This window comes from Desertivirga xinjiangensis (assembly GCF_024436435.1).
GTDB classification, from domain to species: domain Bacteria; phylum Bacteroidota; class Bacteroidia; order Sphingobacteriales; family Sphingobacteriaceae; genus Desertivirga; species Desertivirga xinjiangensis.
In genome coordinates, this window is the sequence record NZ_JAFMZP010000010.1 from 52,315 (window position 1) to 72,412 (window position 20,098).

General features: G+C 41.4%; 20 protein-coding genes and 1 riboswitch. Of the genes, 11 read left to right on the plus strand and 9 right to left on the minus strand.

Going from position 1 to position 20,098, the window contains the following annotated elements; genetic code table 11:
• Positions 1-165 precede the first annotated feature (165 nt).
• Positions 166-282, minus strand: a riboswitch (SAM riboswitch).
• 108 nt (positions 283-390) lie between these two features.
• Positions 391-1,515, minus strand: a complete 1,125-nt coding sequence (locus J3P37_RS19515) for a trans-sulfuration enzyme family protein (protein WP_256013041.1) — start codon at positions 1,513-1,515, stop codon at positions 391-393.
• 118 nt (positions 1,516-1,633) lie between these two features.
• Between J3P37_RS19515 and mqnE the strand changes: the two genes are divergently transcribed.
• From mqnE to ligD, 6 genes are all read left to right on the plus strand, one after another.
• A complete protein-coding gene (mqnE, locus tag J3P37_RS19520; protein WP_256013214.1) occupies positions 1,634-2,827 on the plus strand; it encodes an aminofutalosine synthase MqnE in 1,194 nt (397 codons plus the stop codon).
• 17 nt (positions 2,828-2,844) lie between these two features.
• Positions 2,845-3,480 (plus strand): histidine phosphatase family protein, encoded by a 636-nt coding sequence (locus J3P37_RS19525; RefSeq protein ID WP_305121195.1) that lies wholly within the window; start codon positions 2,845-2,847, stop codon positions 3,478-3,480.
• Complete coding sequence (locus tag J3P37_RS19530) at positions 3,467-4,186, plus strand: menaquinone biosynthetic enzyme MqnA/MqnD family protein (protein ID WP_256013042.1); 720 nt, start codon at positions 3,467-3,469, stop codon at positions 4,184-4,186. The genes J3P37_RS19525 and J3P37_RS19530 overlap by 14 nt, the downstream gene beginning before the upstream one ends.
• A 279-nt stretch (positions 4,187-4,465) precedes the next feature.
• Entirely contained in the window at positions 4,466-4,942 is a 477-nt protein-coding gene (locus J3P37_RS19535) for a ferritin-like domain-containing protein (protein WP_256013043.1), read from the plus strand.
• Between the two features lie 2 nt (positions 4,943-4,944).
• The gene (ku, locus tag J3P37_RS19540; protein WP_256013044.1) at positions 4,945-5,715 is read left to right on the plus strand and encodes a non-homologous end joining protein Ku; all 771 of its coding nucleotides are present in this window, start codon (positions 4,945-4,947) and stop codon (positions 5,713-5,715) included.
• Entirely contained in the window at positions 5,715-7,805 is a 2,091-nt protein-coding gene (gene ligD / locus J3P37_RS19545; protein ID WP_256013045.1) for a non-homologous end-joining DNA ligase, read from the plus strand. Before ku ends, ligD begins: the two co-directional genes overlap by 1 nt.
• Positions 7,806-7,866: 61 nt before the next feature.
• On the opposite strand, the gene proS is transcribed toward ligD, so the two are convergent.
• Complete coding sequence (gene proS / locus J3P37_RS19550; RefSeq protein WP_256013046.1) at positions 7,867-9,339, minus strand: proline--tRNA ligase; 1,473 nt, start codon at positions 9,337-9,339, stop codon at positions 7,867-7,869.
• A 157-nt stretch (positions 9,340-9,496) separates the two neighbouring features.
• On the opposite strand from proS, the gene J3P37_RS19555 reads away from it, so the two are divergent.
• Positions 9,497-10,522 (plus strand): hypothetical protein, encoded by a 1,026-nt coding sequence (locus tag J3P37_RS19555; RefSeq protein ID WP_256013047.1) that lies wholly within the window; start codon positions 9,497-9,499, stop codon positions 10,520-10,522.
• Positions 10,523-10,554: 32 nt separating this feature from the next.
• Positions 10,555-12,060, plus strand: coding sequence for an OmpP1/FadL family transporter (locus tag J3P37_RS19560; RefSeq protein ID WP_256013048.1), 1,506 nt, complete (start codon positions 10,555-10,557; stop codon positions 12,058-12,060).
• Positions 12,061-12,188: 128 nt separating this feature from the next.
• Here the strand turns inward: J3P37_RS19560 and J3P37_RS19565 are convergent, their stop codons facing one another.
• Positions 12,189-14,024 (minus strand): UbiD family decarboxylase, encoded by a 1,836-nt coding sequence (locus J3P37_RS19565; RefSeq protein WP_256013049.1) that lies wholly within the window; start codon positions 14,022-14,024, stop codon positions 12,189-12,191.
• A 227-nt stretch (positions 14,025-14,251) separates the two neighbouring features.
• Between J3P37_RS19565 and J3P37_RS19570 the strand changes: the two genes are divergently transcribed.
• Complete coding sequence (locus J3P37_RS19570) at positions 14,252-14,752, plus strand: hypothetical protein (RefSeq protein WP_256013050.1); 501 nt, start codon at positions 14,252-14,254, stop codon at positions 14,750-14,752.
• Positions 14,753-14,778: 26 nt separating this feature from the next.
• Here the strand turns inward: J3P37_RS19570 and J3P37_RS19575 are convergent, their stop codons facing one another.
• Together J3P37_RS19575 and J3P37_RS19580 are read right to left on the minus strand one after the other, a co-directional pair.
• Complete coding sequence (locus J3P37_RS19575) at positions 14,779-15,681, minus strand: histone deacetylase family protein (RefSeq protein WP_256013051.1); 903 nt, start codon at positions 15,679-15,681, stop codon at positions 14,779-14,781.
• Between the two features lie 44 nt (positions 15,682-15,725).
• Positions 15,726-16,310 (minus strand): hypothetical protein, encoded by a 585-nt coding sequence (locus J3P37_RS19580; protein WP_256013052.1) that lies wholly within the window; start codon positions 16,308-16,310, stop codon positions 15,726-15,728.
• 121 nt (positions 16,311-16,431) lie between these two features.
• Here J3P37_RS19580 and J3P37_RS19585 point away from each other — a divergent pair, with 121 nt between their 5' ends.
• Positions 16,432-16,581: a hypothetical protein gene (locus J3P37_RS19585; RefSeq protein WP_256013053.1), complete on the plus strand. Its 150-nt coding sequence runs from the start codon at positions 16,432-16,434 to the stop codon at positions 16,579-16,581.
• The gene (locus J3P37_RS19590) at positions 16,578-17,129 is read left to right on the plus strand and encodes a hypothetical protein (RefSeq protein ID WP_256013054.1); all 552 of its coding nucleotides are present in this window, start codon (positions 16,578-16,580) and stop codon (positions 17,127-17,129) included. Before J3P37_RS19585 ends, J3P37_RS19590 begins: the two co-directional genes overlap by 4 nt.
• A 60-nt stretch (positions 17,130-17,189) precedes the next feature.
• Here the strand turns inward: J3P37_RS19590 and J3P37_RS19595 are convergent, their stop codons facing one another.
• The 4 genes from J3P37_RS19595 to J3P37_RS19610 form a co-directional block, all read right to left on the minus strand.
• Positions 17,190-18,314, minus strand: a complete 1,125-nt coding sequence (locus J3P37_RS19595; protein WP_256013055.1) for a PQQ-dependent sugar dehydrogenase — start codon at positions 18,312-18,314, stop codon at positions 17,190-17,192.
• A gap of 13 nt (positions 18,315-18,327) precedes the next feature.
• Positions 18,328-18,708, minus strand: coding sequence for a response regulator (locus tag J3P37_RS19600; RefSeq protein WP_256013056.1), 381 nt, complete (start codon positions 18,706-18,708; stop codon positions 18,328-18,330).
• 168 nt (positions 18,709-18,876) lie between these two features.
• Positions 18,877-19,311: an OsmC family protein gene (locus J3P37_RS19605; protein WP_256013057.1), complete on the minus strand. Its 435-nt coding sequence runs from the start codon at positions 19,309-19,311 to the stop codon at positions 18,877-18,879.
• A gap of 87 nt (positions 19,312-19,398) precedes the next feature.
• Complete coding sequence (locus J3P37_RS19610) at positions 19,399-20,004, minus strand: LEA/WHy family protein (RefSeq protein WP_256013058.1); 606 nt, start codon at positions 20,002-20,004, stop codon at positions 19,399-19,401.
• Between the last annotated feature and the right edge of the window lie 94 nt (positions 20,005-20,098).

The following is a 20,098-nucleotide window of genomic DNA, read 5'->3' on the forward strand; positions in this document are numbered from 1 at the left end:
CCAAGTGTGAATGAACTGTTTGTAGACAGCATAAGTCGCCAATTTTTCATCAGGTCAGAAAGTTGCCGGTGCCAGCGACGGTGGCATAGAAAAGAATACATCAACGAGATATACAAATAACCCGTACGAGGAGAAAAGATTACGTGACTTTGCTTCATGTTTTACAATTTATATGTTTCCTGATGTTACCATCGGGAACAGGATTTGGCACCTTTTCCGGTAGTTCCGGTTAGGTTGCCAGCGGGTCGTTGAGCCTGTTCTCTCACCGCTTCTTTATAAATCAAAGCCTTTTAAAGGGGATTGACAATCCAATACTGCTATTGGTCGCTTCAAATATAATACGATTTTAGAATACAGTCCAAAAGAAATTAATATAGAATAGCAATTACATTATAAAAAATTCAAAGCTTGTTCAAGATCCTCAATCAGGTCATCAATAAATTCTAAACCTACCGACACCCTTAGAAGGCTGAAAGGAGTGGTGGTCTGCGGACCTTCCACAGATGCGCGATGTTCAATCAAACTCTCAACACCCCCAAGGCTGGTAGCCTGCGTAAACAGCTTTAAGGAATTAGCCACTTTTCTGGCAGCCGTCTCCCCGTCTTTAAGTGTGAAGGATAGCATTCCGCCGAAAGCGCTCATCTGCGATCTCGCAATTTCATAACCGGCATGAGAAGGCAAACCGGGATAAAATACATGCTCCACTTTGGAATGTAAATGAAGATATTCTGCTATTCGTTGGGCATTAAAAGCGTGTCCCCGCATCCTGTGAGGAAGTGTTTTAATGCCTCTAACCGTCATATAGCAATCAAAAGGAGCAGGCACGGATCCGGATAAGGTTTGAATATTCCTTATCTTCTCCCACAACGCGTTACTTTCTTTGGTAATCAAACCGCCGCCAAGTACGTCACTATGCCCCCCAAAATATTTCGTTGTGGAGTACATAACAAGGTCAGCTCCGAGTTCCAGTGGCCGTTGGAATACAGGGCTAGCAAACGTATTATCGCAGCAAACAATAATATCTGTTTCTTTGGCCACAGAACAGATTGCCCGGATATCAGAGACTTTAAGCAGAGGATTCGATGGAGTTTCAATCCAGATAAGCTTTGTGGTATAAGGTATAATTGCCTTCTTTATTGCTTCAATATTTGTGAAATCAACGAAACTAATTTGCAGAGTATTTGAGAATACCTCGGCGATCAAAGCTTTAAGCCCATGGTACATATCGCCTGGCGCTATAACATGACTTCCCGGCTCAAGAGATTGAAATAACGCTGCCCCGGCAGCATTACCTGAAGAAAACGCACAAGCATCCTCTCCTCCCTCTAGTTGGGTCAATACATTTTCAAGTGCCTGCCGGTTAGGATTTGACGCCCGCGTATATGTAAAGCCACCGGGATAACTGCCGTCATCTGAGCGCTCAAAAGTAGTAGAGAGTGTTATTGGCTGAATCACTGCCTTTGAGTAGGCGTCGGTGCTGTTTCCTGCGTGAATGGCTATAGTGTCTAGTTTCATTTCAAAAGCTTGATGTACCGCTGAAAATTATCAATATTATTTGATTTAAGATGCAATAAATGCATTGTTACACGAAAATGATAATGCAAAGTCGGCCATTATTGTATTTTTGCCATACATGGATGCAGTACACAAACTGAATACACTTTTCAGTGATACCAACCTTGATCAGGATTTAAAGAACATTGCCGGCAAGGTAGCAGAAGGACAGAGGATCAATTTTGACGAAGGGGTTTTGTTATATGAGAAAGCTGAACTATCTTATCTTGGTATTCTTGCAAATTATATACGCGAACGGAAACATGGTAATATAACTTACTTCAACAGGAACTTCCATATTGAGCCTACTAATCTTTGTGTCTACGATTGCAAATTTTGCTCTTATTCTCGCTTAATTAAGCAAAAAGAGGAGGGCTGGGAATACTCGATGCAGGAAATGTTTGATATCGTAAAAAAATACGATGACCAGCCTGTAACAGAAGTTCACATAGTAGGAGGGGTTTTACCTCAATATGATGTGGATTTTTATTCGGAGCTATTCACAACTATCAGAAAGCATCGTCCGCAATTGCATATCAAAGCCCTTACCCCGGTAGAATATCATTATATCTTCAAAAAGGCAAAAATTGATTATGCTACTGGTATGAAATTAATGAAAGATGCCGGATTGGATTCAATTCCAGGGGGAGGAGCAGAAATTTTTCATCCGGAGATTCGTCAGCAGATTGCAAAAGACAAATGTACCGGTGAGCAATGGCTGGCTATCCATGAAGAATGGCATAAACTTGGTCAACGTTCGAATGCTACGATGCTCTATGGACATATAGAACAATACTGGCATCGTGTGGATCACATGGAGCAACTTCGTGCTTTACAAGATAGAACCGGAGGTTTCCAAACCTTTATTCCATTGAAGTTCCGCCATGAAAACAACCAGATGTCACATGTACCAGAGGTTTCTGTAATTGAAGATCTAAGGAATTATGCCATCGCAAGGATATATATGGATAACTTCGAGCATATCAAAGCTTATTGGGCAATGATAAGCCGGAGCACGGCTCAATTGTCGTTAAACTTTGGCGTAGACGATATAGATGGAACCTTGGACGATACTACCAAAATATATTCTATGGCTGGTGCAGAAGAACAAAACCCTGCGATGAGTACCAGGGAGCTGGTAGAACTGATCAGGCAGGTTGGCCGTCAGCCAGTGGAAAGAGATACACTCTATAACGTCATTACTGACTATCAGGACTATCAATTTGAAGAACAGCCTAAGACCGGATTCTACAGGTTGCCGGTTGTTAATTAGGAAGGAATACTTTTTTTATGGGTATAGAAAAGAATATATACATCATACGTCACGGAGAGACAGATTTGAACAGGAGAGGTGTGATGCAGGGAAGGGGGATGGATACTGACCTTAATGACCATGGAAGAAAACAGGCAGAGGCATTTTACCAGGTGTACAAAGATGTTCCTTTTGATAAAATCTACACATCATCCTTAAAACGTACTCATCAGACAGTTCAGCACTTTATAGATGCTGGAATTCCATGGACACAGTTTGCGGGGCTCGATGAATTGGCCTGGGGCATATACGAAGGAAAACAGGCAACTGATGAATTAAAACAAGTGTTCGAAAGGCTTATCAATAGCTGGACCGCCGGAGATCTGCACTTAAAATTCGAAAATGGCGAAAGCCCTCTAGAGGTCAGTAACAGGCAACTGGAAGTTCTGGAAAAATTGATAGAACGTGATCATGCCAAGAACATCCTTGTTTGTATGCACGGCCGGGCCATGAGACTGTTTTTATGTCTTTTGATGAATCTTCCTTTGCATGAAATGGATAAATTCCCTCATCAAAACACAACCCTTTATCGTCTGAAGTACGACGGCAGTCAATTTGAGATCATAGATTTTAACAATACGGACCATCTACATAAGTACATTGAGCAAAATTAAAATTTCAGCAGTTTCCTACACCAACACCAAACCTTTTTTATATGGACTACAGCATTCAGGCATACTGAATGAGGTCGACTTAACCCTCGATGTTCCTTCAGATTGCGCTGACAAACTTATTAACAATCAGACTGATATAGGTTTAGTTCCGGTAGCAGCATTGCTAAAGATTTCCAACTATCACATCGTCTCTGATTATTGTATCGGAGCGGTTGGCGCTGTTGATTCCGTGTTTATTTTTAGCGAACGTCCGATACACGAGGTTCGCACTTTGCGTCTCGATACGCAATCGAGAACCTCAAATGCTTTGGCCAGAGTTTTATTAAAAAACTATTGGAAAACCAGTCCTAAACTTATTGAAGGAACGGCCGATGCTTTTGTGGAGATTGGCGACCGTACGTTTGGGAAAAAGAATACGTATCCATTTGTTTACGATCTTGCACAAGAATGGATGAATTTTACTGGTTTGCCATTTACGTTTGCTGTATGGGCGGCAAATAAACCCGTTGACGAAAACTTTATTGCAGAATTTAATAAAGCTTTGAAGTACGGTTTGAATCATCGCCGCGAGGTTATTAAAACATTGGAAAAGCGCGACGATTTTGATCTCGATGATTACCTCAATCATAAAATCGATTATCCTTTGACAAGGTATAAGCGCGAAGCTTTAGCGTTATTTCTGAAGTACGTAGAGAATCTTAAATAAGTAAGTTTACGATTTAATGCAGAATATTAAGGAGGCTAAACACACCCCCTTTTTAATTCTCCCTTTATTGTTATAATTCATATTATGTTAAATAGGAATTATAATATATGCTCCCTTCTTGCTCCTAAGTTAGAACCAATAAACATCGACACTTTCCTTAAAAGAAAAACTAATGTATTTCTAACTGTTTATCAATTGGTTCTCTAAAGGAACTAACGGAAAGCTTCACACAAACTATTTTTTTACAGAAATGTTGATAATACAACCAATCCATCTATTATGGAACAATATCCAGAAAATTACACTAAGCAGCTCCAAAGGCTATTGGCGCTTGTGTCTGACAGTAAAAAACACTATCAACATGCGGCCGAAAACTTAAAATCTTCGGAGTTCAAAGATCTCCTGAAGCAATATGTGGTTGAAAGGGAAAATATCATAGTTGAACTCAAGGAAAAAATTGCGAGTATGGGTGGCGACCCGGACGAGGATGAGCATGGATTTCTATCCATATTACATCGTGGGTGGCTGGAAATGAAAGCTAAGGCAGCGGGTAAAGGCGACCAGGAACTTCTTGAGGCTTGTAGAAACACAGATCAGGCTCTACTTGACGGATATGATGATGTTCTTCAGGGTACCCTTCTGGAACACAGTGATTTAAAAACATTTGTCTCGGGACAACGATTAGCTGTGAACGAATCGTTCTCGGAGCTTGACCGCCATTATTTTAATCTGTTCAATACAAATAACTCTCTTTAATTATGAGATCAATCTGGAAAGGCTCTATTGGCTTTGGACTGGTAAATATCCCGATAAAGTTATATTCGGCGGTACAAAGCAGTTCGCTGGGTTTGGACATGCTTGATAGCCGTGATCATTCCAGAATTCGTTATCAGCGAATTAATGAAAAAACCCGGAAAGAGGTACCTTACGAAAAGATTGTAAAGGGCTACCCTATCAATGATTCGTACGTCATTCTTGAAGATAAAGATTTTGAGGATGCCAGCCCTGAAAAAAGTAAAATAATCGAGATTGAGAACTTTGTAGACTTAAACGAAGTTAACCCGATGTTTTATGAGACATCGTATTATACGGAGCCAGAAGCCCAGGGTAAAAAGGCCTATGCTCTTCTGCTTAAGGCACTGCAAAAATCCAAAAAGGCCGGCCTTGCACGATTTGTTTTGCGAAGCAGTGAAAATCTTTGCATCATTCACCCAGTTGACAAAGTAATTGTTGCATCAAAGATCCGGTTTGCCGATGAGATCCGTTCCTCTGAAGAAATTCTCACTCCCGATAATGTTGAAGTGAGTAAAAAAGAACTGGATATGGGACTCGCATTGATAAACCAGTACAGTGGTAAGTTTGAAATTGAAAAGTTTAAAGACGAATATCACAGCGAACTATTGAAAATTATCCAGGCAAAAGCTAAAGGTAAACGTCCAACTATCAAGAAACTTAAACCTCAAAAGGCTTCCGACGATAATCTTTATGATATGCTGATGCAGAGCCTTGGTTCTAAGAAAGGAGCATAATGGGCTTAAAGGAATACAAGAAAAAAAGGAATTTTCAGGAAACCTCCGAGCCGGATACTGATGAAAAGAAGTCGGAAGGCAACCTATCCTTCGTTGTTCAAAGACATCACGCTTCTCACCTGCACTACGACTTCAGACTGGAAATGGAGGGTGTATTAAAGAGTTGGGCTGTACCAAAAGGTCCGTCCCTGAATCCCAAGGATAAGCGGCTGGCTATGATGGTTGAAGATCACCCCTATGATTACCGGACGTTTGAAGGAGTGATTCCTGAAGGAAACTATGGTGCAGGACTTGTTACTATATTCGATGAGGGTACTTATGAATCGTTGGGTAGCAAAAACCATGAGAAAGAGTTAAAAAAAGGCCTTTATGCTGGTAATCTTAAATTTCGTCTTTTTGGGAAAATACTCAGAGGTGAATTTGCTCTGGTGAAGCTTAAGGGATCAGACGAAAAATCCTGGCTTCTGATCAAGCACAGGGATGAATATGCTGTAGACAAGCAGTTCGACAGCGAAGATCTTATTCCTGAGAAAGTGAAAAAACGTGGTTTGGATCGGAAGAAACTTGCTAAAGTGGAAAAAAGCAAGGCGTATTCGGAAGAGGCGGATGGTCTGTATAAACCAATGGTCCCGCAATTCTCGAAAAAAATGCCTGATGGCGACGGCTGGATCTTTGAGGAAAAATTAAAGGGCCAACGGTTAATTTCACATACTGGCGATAACCATAGGATCCTTTCGGAGGACGGTGTAGATGTGTCCGAAGAATTCGTTTCCTTAACTAAAGCACTTTCTTCGCTCGACAAAGAAGCCGTTATAGATGGTGTTTTAGTAGATGGGAAGAAATATATTGCGTTTGATCTGCTTTCTTTAAATGGCCATGATACCCGCGGCCTGGAACTGATAAAAAGGAAGGAATTGTTGAAAGCACTATTGGCAGATGTCAAAAAAGATTCAATCTCGTACCTTGGGCATTCGACTGACGGTGACAAACTGAAACCTTCAAAAAAAGACGTGTCGGGTTTTATAGCGAAAGAAAGTAGCAGCGTTTATGAAAATGGCTCGAAATCAAAGCAGTGGCTGGAAATTTCAATCGCCGACTCCTTTCAGGGCGTAGAAAAGAAAGCTAGCCCCTCTCCTTCTAAAAAAATGAAAAACATGGCCCAGGAAACTGAATTTCCCGATGAAAAAGAAGAAGACTTTGGTAAAAAGAAACTGAAGCTTACTAATCTCAATAAATTCTACTGGAAGAACGAAAAGATCAAAAAAGGTGATCTCATCGAATATTATCGCAATATTTCTGATCATATATTACCATATTTAAAGGACCGGCCGCTATCGTTAAACAGACATCCTAATGGAATCGACGGTCCAAACTTTTTCCAAAAGGACCTTGATACTGACCAGATTCCTTCCTGGATAAAGTACCAGCCTATGTTCTCAGAAAGCAATAACAAGGATATTGACTATCTTATATGTAATGACCTGCCTACTCTTCTTTGGATGGCGAATTTGGGCTGCATTGAAATAAACCCCTGGCTTAGCACTTATAAACGTCCGGAAAACCCAACTTATGCGGTGCTCGACCTGGATCCTAACGACGTTGATGACTTCGATGATGTAGTGCGCGTAGCTCTTACAGCGAGAGATATTCTGAAGAAAATGGGAATCCGCCCTTTTATTAAAACTTCAGGTTCCAGAGGGCTCCATATTTTCATTAATGTAGGTGCACGCTACGATTATGAGGTGGTAAAGAATTTTGTAAACTTTCTTGGGAAGCTGATACTGGAACAATATCCTGATCTGACTAGTCTGGAGCGTAGTCCCTCGAAAAGAAAGAAGAAGATATATCTCGATTTTCTGCAGAACAGACGGGGACAGACTATAGCAGCCCCTTACTCTGCGCGGCCAAAGCCTGGGGCAACTGTTTCAACACCTCTTGCCTGGGAAGAAGTTGTTGAGGGACTTGATATCAAGCAGTTCACGATCTTTAATATCCTGGACAGGATTAAAGAAAAGGGTGATCTGTGGAAGGATATAACCAGCGAAAAAACAGATTTGAAAAGAGCTCTGGAGATGATGAATAAAGCTTGAAGTCCGCGCTTAAATTTATTGGGAAGCACACGCGGACATGCGTGTGCTTTCTAACTCGAAGTTAATACGCTCTTGCGAATAGTACGCGTTGTGTGGATGGTTTACCACTAAAGATACAAACGCCATCTTCCTGAGTATTTTGTAGAGGAATACATCGAATAGTTGCTTTAGTTTCCTCTTTGATCTTTTGTTCGGTCTCCGAAGTGCCATCCCAATGCGCCAGAACGAATCCACCCTTTTCGTCAAGTACTTGTTTGAATTCTTCGTAAGAGTTTACTTCAGTAGTATTTTCGTTCCGGAAACTTAAAGCCTTTTGATAGATATTCTTCTGGATATCTTCAAGCAGCTGTTCGATCCTTTCGGCAAGGTCTTCCCTGCTTACTGTTTGTTTTTCCCTGGTATCTCTTCTGGCTATTTCAGCAGTTCCATTCTCGAGATCCCGGCCTCCGACGGCTACACGTACCGGCACGCCTTTCATTTCGTACTCTGCAAATTTGAATCCCGGACGCTGTGTATCCCTGTCATCATATTTAACGGAAATGCCTTTTTGTTTCAGTTGAACGATCAAATCATCAGCAACAGCTGTAATTCTGGCTAATTCTTCCTCTCCTTTATTGATAGGTACAATAACCACCTGTATTGGCGCTAATTTAGGGGGAAGCACCAATCCGGAATCATCGGAGTGAGCCATGATCAATGCGCCCATCAAACGGGTAGAAACACCCCACGAAGTAGCCCAGACATGATCAAGTTTTCCTTCTTTACTAGTAAACTTTACATCGAAAGCTTTCGCAAAGTTTTGTCCGAGAAAGTGTGAAGTTCCCGCCTGCAGGGCCTTGCCGTCTTGCATTAATGCTTCAATGCAATACGTTTCAACAGCGCCGGCAAAACGTTCGTTAGCTGTTTTAATACCCTTCACTACTGGTACTGCGAGCCAGTTTTCAGCAAAGTCTGCATATACCTCAAGCATTTTTTCAGCCTCAGAGATAGCTTCCTCCGAAGTTGCATGTGCTGTATGTCCTTCCTGCCATAAAAATTCAGCAGTTCTTAAAAACAAACGGGTGCGCATTTCCCAGCGCACAACATTAGCCCATTGGTTTACAAGAATAGGGAGGTCACGGTACGACTGGATCCAACCTCTATATGTGTTCCATATGATAGTTTCTGAAGTCGGACGCACAATCAGCTCTTCTTCAAGTTTGGCATCTTCATCAACGATGATATTACCGTTACCATCGTTTTTCAAACGGTAATGAGTTACAACAGCGCACTCAGTGGCAAAGCCTTCAACATGTGACGCCTCCTTCGAAAAGAAAGATTTAGGGATAAAAAGCGGAAAGTAAGCATTACTATGTCCGGTATCCTTGAACATTTTATCTAGGGCAGCCTGCATCTTTTCCCAAATGGAGTATCCGTAAGGCTTAATTACCATACAGCCTCTGACTGCCGAATGTTCGGCGAGATCTGCCTTTGTAACAAGTTCGTTATACCACTGCGAATAATCTTCGTTTCTACTTGTAAGACCCTTACTCATATTACTTTTTAAAAGAATTTTTTGTAACTTTAAACACAAATACTAATACCACAAAGTTATAAAACTAAGTGAGGTATTTACATTAATGATGCAACCATTTCTCCCTGGATTGCGTCATAGTAAGGGAAAGCAGAGATTGAAGATAAACACACACGCAATGAAAAAGTTAATTTTACCTGTACTCGCAGCTTCAGCACTGTTGCTGGGGGCCTGCTCGACGACTCAGCTTGCTCAGCAGAGCACTGCGGAGGATGATGTGTACTTTACAAAAGCAAAGGCCCGTGAAGTGCAGAATCCTGTTGTCAATACTGAAAATACTCAGAACAATCAAAACGAAAGAACTTACCGTACTGATGAGCAGCTATACGGTGGCGGTAATTATACCGATGAGTATTATAATGATTATAACTACGACTATGGATACGCCTCGAGATTGAATCGATTTTATGATCGTTCGCCTTGGAGGTCAGGATACTATGATTCCTGGTATTCTTATAGCTATATGCCATGGTATACCTACAGATATGATCCGTTCTTCTACGATCCATGGTACTATAGTCCCGGTACCTCGGTATGGATTGGTATAGGTGCTTATCCGAGATATGGCTGGTATGATAACTATTACTGGGGACTTTATGGTTCACCATACAATAGTCGCTATTGGGGGCCATATTCTTATTACAATGTATATCCTGGATATTATGGTGGCGGATATTATGGCGGTGGCTACTACGGTGGCGCGAACCAGCTTCCTAACAGGCGTCGTCCAAACTATACGGATCCTAATTACAGGAGCAGACCAGGTTCTGGCGGATACAGTAATCCTCCAAGAACAGTGGGCGTTGATGGCCAGGGTCGGGTAATGACTGGAAACTCCCGTGGAGAGCGCTGGGGGAATGCAAATTCAAGGCCAGCACCTTCGACTGAAACTTCCGGCAGGAACAGTGGCAGAACATCAAGCACTGCTCCTTCCAGAACAGAAAGAACACCAAGCTCAAATGAAAGAACAGGAACTTCCAGGGCTGCACGTCCGGAAAGAGCTGAGCCCGCTTACAGACCTTCACGCGAAAGTTATTCACCTCCAGCTTCTTCGGGTTCATCAAGAAGTTCAGGATCAGGTAACAGCGGCGGCAGTGGAGGTTCTTCCAGGTCATCGAGACCATCAAGAGCCGGAGGTAATTAATTATCAATCTATCTATTTATAAACGAATAAAAATGACCATTAAATATATTACCCTGCTGGGCGCCATGATGGCGCTCAGCTTGCAAACATATGCTCAATTTACAGCTGACGCCTTGAGATTTTCACAAATAGACCAGTCATCATCTGCCAGATTTAAAGGGATTGGTGGTGCTCAGACTGCTGTAGGAGGAGATATGAGTTCATTAAGCGGAAACCCGGCCGGTATAGGCCTTTTCACCAGGTCCGAGTTTTCTTTAACACCCGAATTAAATAGCTATAGTGATAAAGCTACCTACTTTAATAACGAATCCATAGGAAAAAAAGACAGGCTGAACTTAAGCCAGATCGGCGTCGTTTTCCGTGCCCCTACTTACAGGCGGGCTGGCCAGGACACCGAGAATGGCTGGTTAAGTGTGAACTTTGGTATCGGTTTTAACCGCTCACACGATCTTGGGAACAGCTTTACCTTTGGGGGTGTTAATCCAAGTAGTTCAATTACAGATTTTTATGCTGATCAGGCGAATTTATCCGGTTTAAACCCGAGTGCACTCATTGATGACTACAATGACTTTGGAGACAATGCGGTGGCTGCGGGAGCGTACGAGAATTATCTAATTGGATATGATTCGCAGGATGGGTACTATCCTGAACCTGATCTGAATAGCATGCAGCGTCTTACGGATAATCGGAAAGGGTCTCAGAATGAGTTTAATTTTGCTGTCGGTGCTAATTATTCGAATAAACTATATATAGGAGCGAGTCTTGCCTTAACTTCGCTGAATTATCGTTCTGAGTCCATATTCACTGAATCTGGCTACAATCCTTTCCAGGAGAATGATTACCGTACAAACTTCACGCAAATTCAAGACACAAAAGGCTCAGGAGTTAACGGAAAGCTTGGCGTCATTTACAAGGCGGCCCCTTTTCTAAGGATTGGTGCCAGCTATCAAACTCCGACCTGGTACACTATCGACGATGATTACAGCCATGAAATGAGCACTCAATTCGGAGCTTCCCGGATTGATTCCCAATTCTTCAGTCCTCAGGAGGTTTATTCATCTTCCTATAAAGTAAGAACACCTTCCAGGATCAATACAGGTTTGGTATTGCTAAGCAAATTTGGTTTTATCAGTACTGACGTTGAATTTGTAAATTATGGTGGTATCAATTTTACTTCAGCAACCGGAGACGATCTGAATGAGGTCAGGGATGATAACAATATTGTTCGTGATCGTTATGCTAACGCCATTAATTACCGGATTGGTGCGGAAGTAAAACTGGATAACATATACGCAAGAGGTGGTTTTGGACAATTGGGAAACCCTTACAAAGATAAGGAAAATGAAAATTATCAGAATACCACGATAAGTGGAGGTTTGGGATACCGGGTGAGCAATTATTTTATTGATCTAACCTATCAGAATATATCTTACAAAACTTCATACACGCCATATAGTGTTGATGGAATAGATAGCCCGGTTGCCAGCACTAAAAGCAATACGAGTAACATGTTCCTGACGTTTGGAGTTAGGTTTTAAGAAAAAAGAAACAGGGATCTATTTCAACCGTTATCCTAAAGACACACACGCGTGCGCCAGCAAGCTATCTAAAAGGTTGTTGCCGGCGTACGCGTGCCGCGTTGTCTAAATCGCATTGTAGTCGCCGGTTAGATCAATCCATGTAAAGAACCACCCTTCTCTCCTAGTTTGTCGACTCGTCTTTCAACACCGGCATCCTTTATCAGTTCTGGTGCATGGTGCGGCTTTTTTCTTGCGTCGATAATCAAAGGTCCTCTACATCCCCAGTGTTTATGCTCTGTGAAACTATCTATTCCATGGATATCATGGGAAGGATTGCTCCTCGTAAATGTTACCCAAAGAAAATTATTTATTGAGTCGGCTGTAAAGCCAGCGTCATCGCACAAAATAATCAAAGCAAGACCCGAGAGGTCCTGTGCTCGTAATTGCTGATTCAGTATCTCTACTTCGGCCTCCGACTCCAGCGCGCTTTTATACGGTGAGGCATCCAGTGCAATAATTCCAGGCATCACAAGCTTAAAGCCGCCAAAAGGACGTGGAATGTTCAATGCCGGTGTTTCCTTCCACAAAGTTCTTATTTTGTCGCCTGCAGCTGCGAATACCACTTTGGAACCACTATTTAAGCCATCGCCGCTATAATCGAGGGTGTCAATTGTGGTTTGAGTATGGAAATGCAAGTCTCTTTTGAAATCAATTCGCTCAAATACGTGCATAAGGAACCTATATTCATCGTGGGTATGAAGTGAAGGGTCGTCCTCTTTTGCTGTAATGAACAGGTATTTAGCGAGGCTCAACTGATTCTTTCCAAGAATGTGGTTGGAGATCGTTAATATCTCCTGTGGTTTCCGGTCCCTCAAGTAAGGAGTATATCGTTCGCTTCCTATTGCGAAAAGCAATGGATGAACTCCCGCTGCATCAACGGCATTCACCTCATGCAAGCCATGGATCTCCTGAGGCAAAGCAGAGCCGGAGATCTCGTGGATAAGAGCGCCGAAACTCGTATCCTCCTGTGGTGGCCTGCCAACAACAGTAAACGACCAGATAGGATCCTTTCGGTGATAAACCTGATGGACCTTCATAAGGGGAAAGGGATGTTTAAGGCTATAATAGCCCAGGTGATCGCCGAAGGGCCCCTCTTCTTTATTTTCATGAGGATAGACTGTTCCTGTGATTACAAAATCGGCATCCGCCGATATACAAAAACCTTCTTCGTCATAAAAGTATCTAAACCTCCGGTTCCCCAATGCACCTGCAAAAGTTATCTCCGACAATCCTTCCGGAAGAGGCATAACTGCTGCCAGGGGATGCGACGGAGGGCCGCCAATAAAAATACTGACTTTAAGCGGCTGGTTCCTTGCATTAGCTTTGGTCTGGTGAACACCGATGCCCCTGTGAAGCTGATAGTGTAATCCTATTTCTTTATCAGGTATATAGTCATTCCCTCCAAGCTGAATCCTGTACATTCCCAGATTTGCATTCATAATACCCGGCCTGGTGATATCTTCAGTATAGACCTGCGGCATAGTAACAAAAGCGCCGCCATCCATCGGCCAGTTGACTATCGGCGGAAGCTCCGAGATCCTGGTTCTTCCAAACGATATAGGAGCATTCCGCTTTACTTTCAATGGCAAGGCGGACAATGCCGTTAAGCCCACATTCATATACCTAAAAGGGCTCTTTAAAGCCTTAACAGGATCAGACTTAAGGTCGACTAGAACCTTAATCTTCTCAAGCGTGTCACGAAAGATAAATTTTGAGCGCTCAAGTGTCCCGAAAAGATTGGAGACAGCCGGGAATTTGGAACCTTTAACGTTTTCGAAGTAAATTGCCGGTCCATTATTTTCAAAGACTCTTAAATGTATCGCTGCCATTTCAAGGATGGGATCAACCTCCTCCTTTATTTTTACCAACTGATTGTTCCTTTCGAGATCCTCGATGCATGCCCTTAAGCTGGAATAGCCCATAAAATAATTTTTGATCAAAAGTATCGATTTAAGGATAAACTAATGTCCTGATCATGAAAAATCATGTATCGGAATTTCTAAAGTCTTAAAATTTAAGCATCTGCCACCATTACTTTTAAAAATATCATAAATCAAACCCTTTAATGAATAAATATCATAAAATTTAAACTATTAATATTAATTTAATACAAAATCTTTACTTTTGTTGAGTAATTAATAATGTCGCTATGAAAAAGGCTCTACTCTCATTAATATTTTTTGGCCTATTGGTTTCTGGTTTCGCTTCAACGAATAAAGGAGAGGACGACTCTCTTAAGATTACACCTGCAGCTATAAGCTGGTTTAAGGCCGAGTTTAAAACTGCTGTAAATGTAACCTGGGTGCTTGGTTCTGACTATCAGAAGGCTATGTTTACAATAGATGGTAAAAAACTTACTGCTCTTTTTGACCTTAAAGGGAATTACCTTGCTTCTACTCAAACGGTAGCTTTTGACGAAATTCCTGAGAGCGCAAAAGCAGAGATTGCAAAGTCATATAAAGATTATAATTTTTCATCTGCACTGCTTATAGTTAAACGCTCTGCAACCGGCGTTAAGAGTTCTACTGACGCAGGAACGTACTGGATAGATTTGGCAACGGATAATAAACAAGTGTACCTTAATTATTCGTCCAATACCGGAGTTGTCCTATACAAAACGATATTTACACAACAAAACGCAAGTAACTAGCAAAAAGCAAGTACGCTTATAGTACGCTAGTAATATGTGCTATAAGCTACTCTAAAGGTGTTGCAGTGCGCTTCAACAATATCTGAGATTCGAGCGCTATAACCACCACCCATACTCACCTGCACCGGTACCTTAAATTTCTTGCAATGTTCAAAAATGAGCCGGTCGCGTTCTTTGCATGCTTCTTTACTTAAACTGAGATGTCCAATTTTGTCTGTATGGAGCACATCCACTCCTGATAAATAAAACACAAAGTCAGGCTTAACTTTCTCAAAAAGACTTAAAAGCGACTTTCTCAAAACATCAAGATATTCTGTATCCCCTGTGTTATTTGGCAGGCCTATGTCCCAATCTGAACGTTCTTTTCGGAAAGGGAAATTGTTTTCGGCGTGCATTGAAAATGTGAAGACATCTGAATTATGTTCAAATATCTGTGCCGTGCCATTGCCCTGGTGAACATCCAGGTCGATGATCAATATCCTGGAGCTCAGCTTGCTTTCTATTAAATAATTTGCAGCAATCGCCTGATCATTTAGGAGGCAAAACCCTTCCGCCCAGTTCGTACCGGCATGATGTGTTCCTCCCGCAACGTTAAATGCTACTCCATACTTCAGTGCGAATAAGCATCCGTCAATCGTGCCTCTTACGATCCTCATTTCCCTTTCGACCAGCTTTTCTGACAAGGGAAAACCACTACGCCGTATCTCTTTCTCAGTTAAACGGAGATTTCGCAGTCTTTCCCAATACTCTTCATCGTGAGTAGAGGTAATGATTTCCTCGTCTACTAATTCAGGCGAAAACAAGTTATCCTCAGTTATGAGTCCCTCGTAAAGCAATTGCTCGGGGATTAGCTCATATTTGATCATCGGAAATCGGTGGCCTTCCGGAAGCGGATGAGAATATATGGGATTATAAGCTATTTTAAACACTACAATATGATTGCCGGAGCAAATATATCGATTAGCAAAAAAACCTACTTGGGTAAATTGTGCTTTAAAGTGTTTCTTCTTTCCGCCAGAAACTTTTCGATAACGGTTGAGTCCTCGTATGTCAGTTCTACATTGTTTTTATTGATCCGAAGTGATATAAGAGCCTTATGTTTGTTTGACAGAACGGATTGCCAGGTGCAGCTATAATTTGCAAAGCCTCTTCTTATTGCAATAAGTTCAACGCCATCACCTTCTTTATAAGGTAGTATAAATTCCTTCTTGAATTCACCTCTGCCGTAAACGGTGTCTATATCGTTTTTAGTATGTAGAAAAAGGTCAAGCACGCTTATGCTGTCGTTTTTTAGTGTGGCTGAAGCTTGGTATAGTGTATCTTTTTCGAACAGAAACACCACAGATAAGGCTTCCCGGTTCCTAAAATTTAAGTTCGACACTACAAGCTTTTGGTCGGTGGATCGCTGTTTATCGATTTCACCGCCACGTTTCAGTATTGAATTAGTAATGTCTTCCCTGGTAGAAGAAAAGGGAATTTCATAAAAGGCACGTGTGATCTTCGATTGCCCAAGGCTCAGCAATGGTAATACCATTAGCATAAGTAATAGTTTTTTCATAGCAGTTTTCTAGGTAGATGTAAGTAGATACTGCAAAATTAGTGAAGTGAAAGAATGTATCAATGCTGATTAACAGTCATTTACACTGATCGTATACTTAATACATAGTGCTTTACAATAAATGAAAGAACAGGCTAACTTTAAAGCCTGTCAAATGCCCAGTGTAAATAAAAGCGGGAAAGAAAGTGTTCGCCCTTATCACGATCTTGTTTTCTTTGATACAAATGTTAACTTTGGATTAAAATTCAACAATCAAAGTCAAATAAAATGAGAAAAAATTTACTCCTTACATCAGTTTTCGGATTACTGTTGTTTACCTTTTCAGCATGCGACAAAGTGAAAGATGCGCTTGAAAAAGATGTTAATATCCCTACAACCGTTAATTTCACTATAAATCAGTTGGGTGTTGGAGCAGCCGAAACCATTGGAGAGTTCGAGGTTAAATACAATCTTGATTCGGCAGTTAAGGCAAATGCACCTTCCCTAAGCGCTGATAATGTCAAAAGTATTAAATTGAAAAGCTTCAAGATTGAACTGATTGATGAGAATGCAGATAATAATTTCCAAGCCTTTAAATCGATATATGCCTCGGTATCTGCACAAGGGCTGGATACTAGAGAAGTAATTCGAATCTCTGATTTTAACCCCGCAAATCCAACCTATTCTTTAACCATTCCGGTAACTGGCGGTGGTATTGAGCTTAAAGATTATCTGAGCAAAAAGATTAAATATTCCATTAAAGGGGAAACACGTAAAACTTTTACAGGCCCTATTAGGGCGAGAGCAAAAGCTGAATACGAGTTTACTATCGGTTTATAAATAGAAAAATCACAAGGTGGGGTATTTAAATAATACTCCGCCTTATTTTTTCCTCAGGATTTATTTTCCAGGCATTATTTTTAATAGCTTCCCCGGTCCTTCTGTAACTACGTAAATAAACCCATCCGGACTTTGCGCAACATGGCGTACTCTGCCAACGTTCTCCAACAGTTTTTCCTCGCTTTTGAACTTTGTTCCATCTAAAGTGATGCGCCCTAAATATTTAAAGGAGAGATTTGCAATAAGTAGACTTCCCTTCCACGATGGATATTTGTCACTTGTTACCAGCGCCATTCCACAAGGCGCTGGAGAAGGCACCCAGTATTTGACCGGGTTTTGTACTCCTTTCATTTCTTTCTTATCAGATATAATTGAACCATCATATCCGATTCCGTAAGTTACAATGGGCCATCCGTAATTCTTTCCTTTTTCAACAAGGTTCAATTCGTCCCCTCCTTTTGGCCCGTGCTCAACTGCCCAAAGCCTGTTATTGGCAGCATCGTAGGCCAATCCCTGAGGATTTCTATGTCCATACGACCAGATACTTGCTTTCGCATTTGCCTGACCAACAAAAGGATTGTCCTTGGGCACCCTTCCATCGTCTAAAAGGCGGTGGATCTTCCCGTGGTCGTTACTTAAGTTCTGAACCTTTTGGTTCGTTCCGCGCTCCCCTGCTACTACAAACATATATCCCTCTTTGTCGAAGGCTATACGGCTTCCAAAATGATGAGAAGCAGAAAGCGCCGGCCCGGCTACAAAAATATCTTGTTTTTCAACCAATTGATTGCCCTGAAGTTTCGCCCGCAATATTGCAGTGGAGTAAGCACCACCCAGCGGCTTTGAGTAAGCAAGATATATCCATCCATTTTTGCTATACTGTGGGTGTAGCTGAATGTCCATTAAGCCTCCTTGTCCTCTGGCAGCTATTTTGGGAAGGCCGGTGATCTTCTCGCCTGTATATTTGTCATCCTTAAAAATCAGGATCTCTCCGGATCGTTCCGTGACCAACAATCTTCCATCCGGTAGCCAGACCATGCCCCAGGGATTATCGAGTTTATCATAAAGTGTTAATGTACTTACAGCCGTGGCTGAATTTACGATCTCTTTATCATTGCTGGCCGAAGAGTTTTGCTTACAAGTCGAAAGTGCAAGTATCGACGTAAGCACAATACCTAGTTGAAACATAATTAGAGCTTATTTATTCTGATAGGTTTTCTTTATACGCTTTAAATGCCTTACTTACAGTTTCTTCTAATTCACTGATATTAAACGGTTTTTGCAAAATGAAATCAGCGCCTGCCTTTTCCGCTAATGCATCAATGTCATTGTTTGCTGTAAAATAGATCACAGGTATTTCCTGGTGTTCGGGATGACTTTTAATTATCTGGGTAGCCTTAATACCCCCTTCGTCGGGGATCTTATTATCCATAAAAATCACAGAAGGATTAATTGATTCAATTTTTTCGATAATGTCATTGCAATCAGGTAAAGTATAAACCTCCCAATCTGCATCTGTTAATACTAGAGCCACTATTTCTGAAATAGCAAGATCATCATCACATACTAAAACGCGTTTCATTAGCTGGTTGTTCAGGTAAATATGTAACATATTTATGTACAAGTAGTTTGTACACATATGTTATTTATACAAGTAATTAGTAGAGAATAAAAGCGGAAAGGGTAAGGATAGAGCGGAAAGCATAAAGGATGAACGACTCCATCCCTTATGCTTCTTATGGTATATAGCCTAAACTAATCTGGCGGCCAGAGTAATATCAACAGCACTTAATGCCTTACTTACCGGACATCCGGCTTTGGCTGCGTTAGCTAGTTCTGAAAACTGTTCTTCCGAAATACCAGGGATTTTAGCCTCCAGTTTCAATGTTATAGAGGTGATGCTAAATCCACCTTCCCCGGGCTCAACCTTAACTGCGGCCTCAGTTTTTAATTCGTCGGGGGTAAAACCTGCACCTGCTAATTGGAAGCTGAGTGCCATTGAAAAACAGCCAGCATGTGCAGCCGCTATAAGCTCTTCGGGGTTCGTTCCGGCTTTACCATCCTCGCTTTCAAAGCGTGCTGCAAATGAATAAGGGGTATTACTAAGAACTCCGCTGGTGGAAGTTAAAACTCCCTTTCCTTCTTTGCCTGTACCGTTCCATACGGCAGTTGATCTTCTTATCATAACAATTGAAATTTATTGTTGAAATTAACAACTCAACAGCACATTGCCAAAAGAGGTTTCAAATAGTAACAATAAATTAACTGCTGTTTACAAAAGGATCTTACTACTGATCTCTTTGTCGATGGTAATGTATCCCGGATATTTAATCATTTTGCCGCCCAAACCGATAGTTGGTTTGATCTTGATGGTGACAATGCCTTTCTTTTCTTCTTTGCCTTCTCTTCCCGCAAGTAAAAAGTCGGTAATGGCATTCTGAGCCTCCTTATCCGACAGCAGACTATATAGATTGGAGTTTACTTTTATGGGAACAAGTGTCTCACCGCCATTAGGTGACACTGAAATAGTTCTGTCAACTATACCATTTGCGAGTTCATGATTTTTGAATAAAACTTTATATTCAAACTGATTTATCCCCGCGAGTTCTGAGGAGGGGTTCTTTATCAGCAGATTTAGCTTTGCAGTAAAGGGAACATCCTTACGCAATAATGCCAGTGCTAAACGGGGAGTACCCGACAGGTCAAAACCGTTTTTATTGATAACATCTGCAACTCTAATATTAGCGATGTACATGCTATCAGCTGATTTAAGCTCATACTTGCAGTCTTCAAAAGCTTTGAGTTGATCAACTTGCTTGTTCAGGCCGCATGCCGATAATAATAGCATCGAGAAACAGATATAGGCTAATTTATTCATGTGTGTATAACGCATTGTAGTAGTTTTTGGTGTGAATTTACTTTATTAAGACTCTGCAAAGTCGATATGGATTAATTATCCTTCGAAAACTACA

Excerpts from the sequence above, each read along its gene's own strand:
- J3P37_RS19515 (WP_256013041.1), bottom strand. The coding sequence starts at position 1,515 with ATGAAACTAGACACTATAGCCATTCACGCAGGAAACAGCACCGACGCC.
- mqnE (WP_256013214.1), top strand. The coding sequence starts at position 1,634 with ATGGATGCAGTACACAAACTGAATACACTTTTCAGTGATACCAACCTT.
- J3P37_RS19525 (WP_305121195.1), top strand. The coding sequence starts at position 2,845 with ATGGGTATAGAAAAGAATATATACATCATACGTCACGGAGAGACAGAT.
- J3P37_RS19535 (WP_256013043.1), top strand. The coding sequence starts at position 4,466 with ATGGAACAATATCCAGAAAATTACACTAAGCAGCTCCAAAGGCTATTG.
- ku (WP_256013044.1), top strand. The coding sequence starts at position 4,945 with ATGAGATCAATCTGGAAAGGCTCTATTGGCTTTGGACTGGTAAATATC.
- ligD (WP_256013045.1), top strand. The coding sequence starts at position 5,715 with ATGGGCTTAAAGGAATACAAGAAAAAAAGGAATTTTCAGGAAACCTCC.
- proS (WP_256013046.1), bottom strand. The coding sequence starts at position 9,339 with ATGAGTAAGGGTCTTACAAGTAGAAACGAAGATTATTCGCAGTGGTAT.
- J3P37_RS19555 (WP_256013047.1), top strand. The coding sequence starts at position 9,497 with ATGAAAAAGTTAATTTTACCTGTACTCGCAGCTTCAGCACTGTTGCTG.
- J3P37_RS19560 (WP_256013048.1), top strand. The coding sequence starts at position 10,555 with ATGACCATTAAATATATTACCCTGCTGGGCGCCATGATGGCGCTCAGC.
- J3P37_RS19565 (WP_256013049.1), bottom strand. The coding sequence starts at position 14,024 with ATGGGCTATTCCAGCTTAAGGGCATGCATCGAGGATCTCGAAAGGAAC.
- J3P37_RS19570 (WP_256013050.1), top strand. The coding sequence starts at position 14,252 with ATGAAAAAGGCTCTACTCTCATTAATATTTTTTGGCCTATTGGTTTCT.
- J3P37_RS19580 (WP_256013052.1), bottom strand. The coding sequence starts at position 16,310 with ATGAAAAAACTATTACTTATGCTAATGGTATTACCATTGCTGAGCCTT.
- J3P37_RS19585 (WP_256013053.1), top strand. The coding sequence starts at position 16,432 with ATGAAAGAACAGGCTAACTTTAAAGCCTGTCAAATGCCCAGTGTAAAT.
- J3P37_RS19590 (WP_256013054.1), top strand. The coding sequence starts at position 16,578 with ATGAGAAAAAATTTACTCCTTACATCAGTTTTCGGATTACTGTTGTTT.
- J3P37_RS19595 (WP_256013055.1), bottom strand. The coding sequence starts at position 18,314 with ATGTTTCAACTAGGTATTGTGCTTACGTCGATACTTGCACTTTCGACT.
- J3P37_RS19600 (WP_256013056.1), bottom strand. The coding sequence starts at position 18,708 with ATGAAACGCGTTTTAGTATGTGATGATGATCTTGCTATTTCAGAAATA.
- J3P37_RS19605 (WP_256013057.1), bottom strand. The coding sequence starts at position 19,311 with ATGATAAGAAGATCAACTGCCGTATGGAACGGTACAGGCAAAGAAGGA.
- J3P37_RS19610 (WP_256013058.1), bottom strand. The coding sequence starts at position 20,004 with ATGAATAAATTAGCCTATATCTGTTTCTCGATGCTATTATTATCGGCA.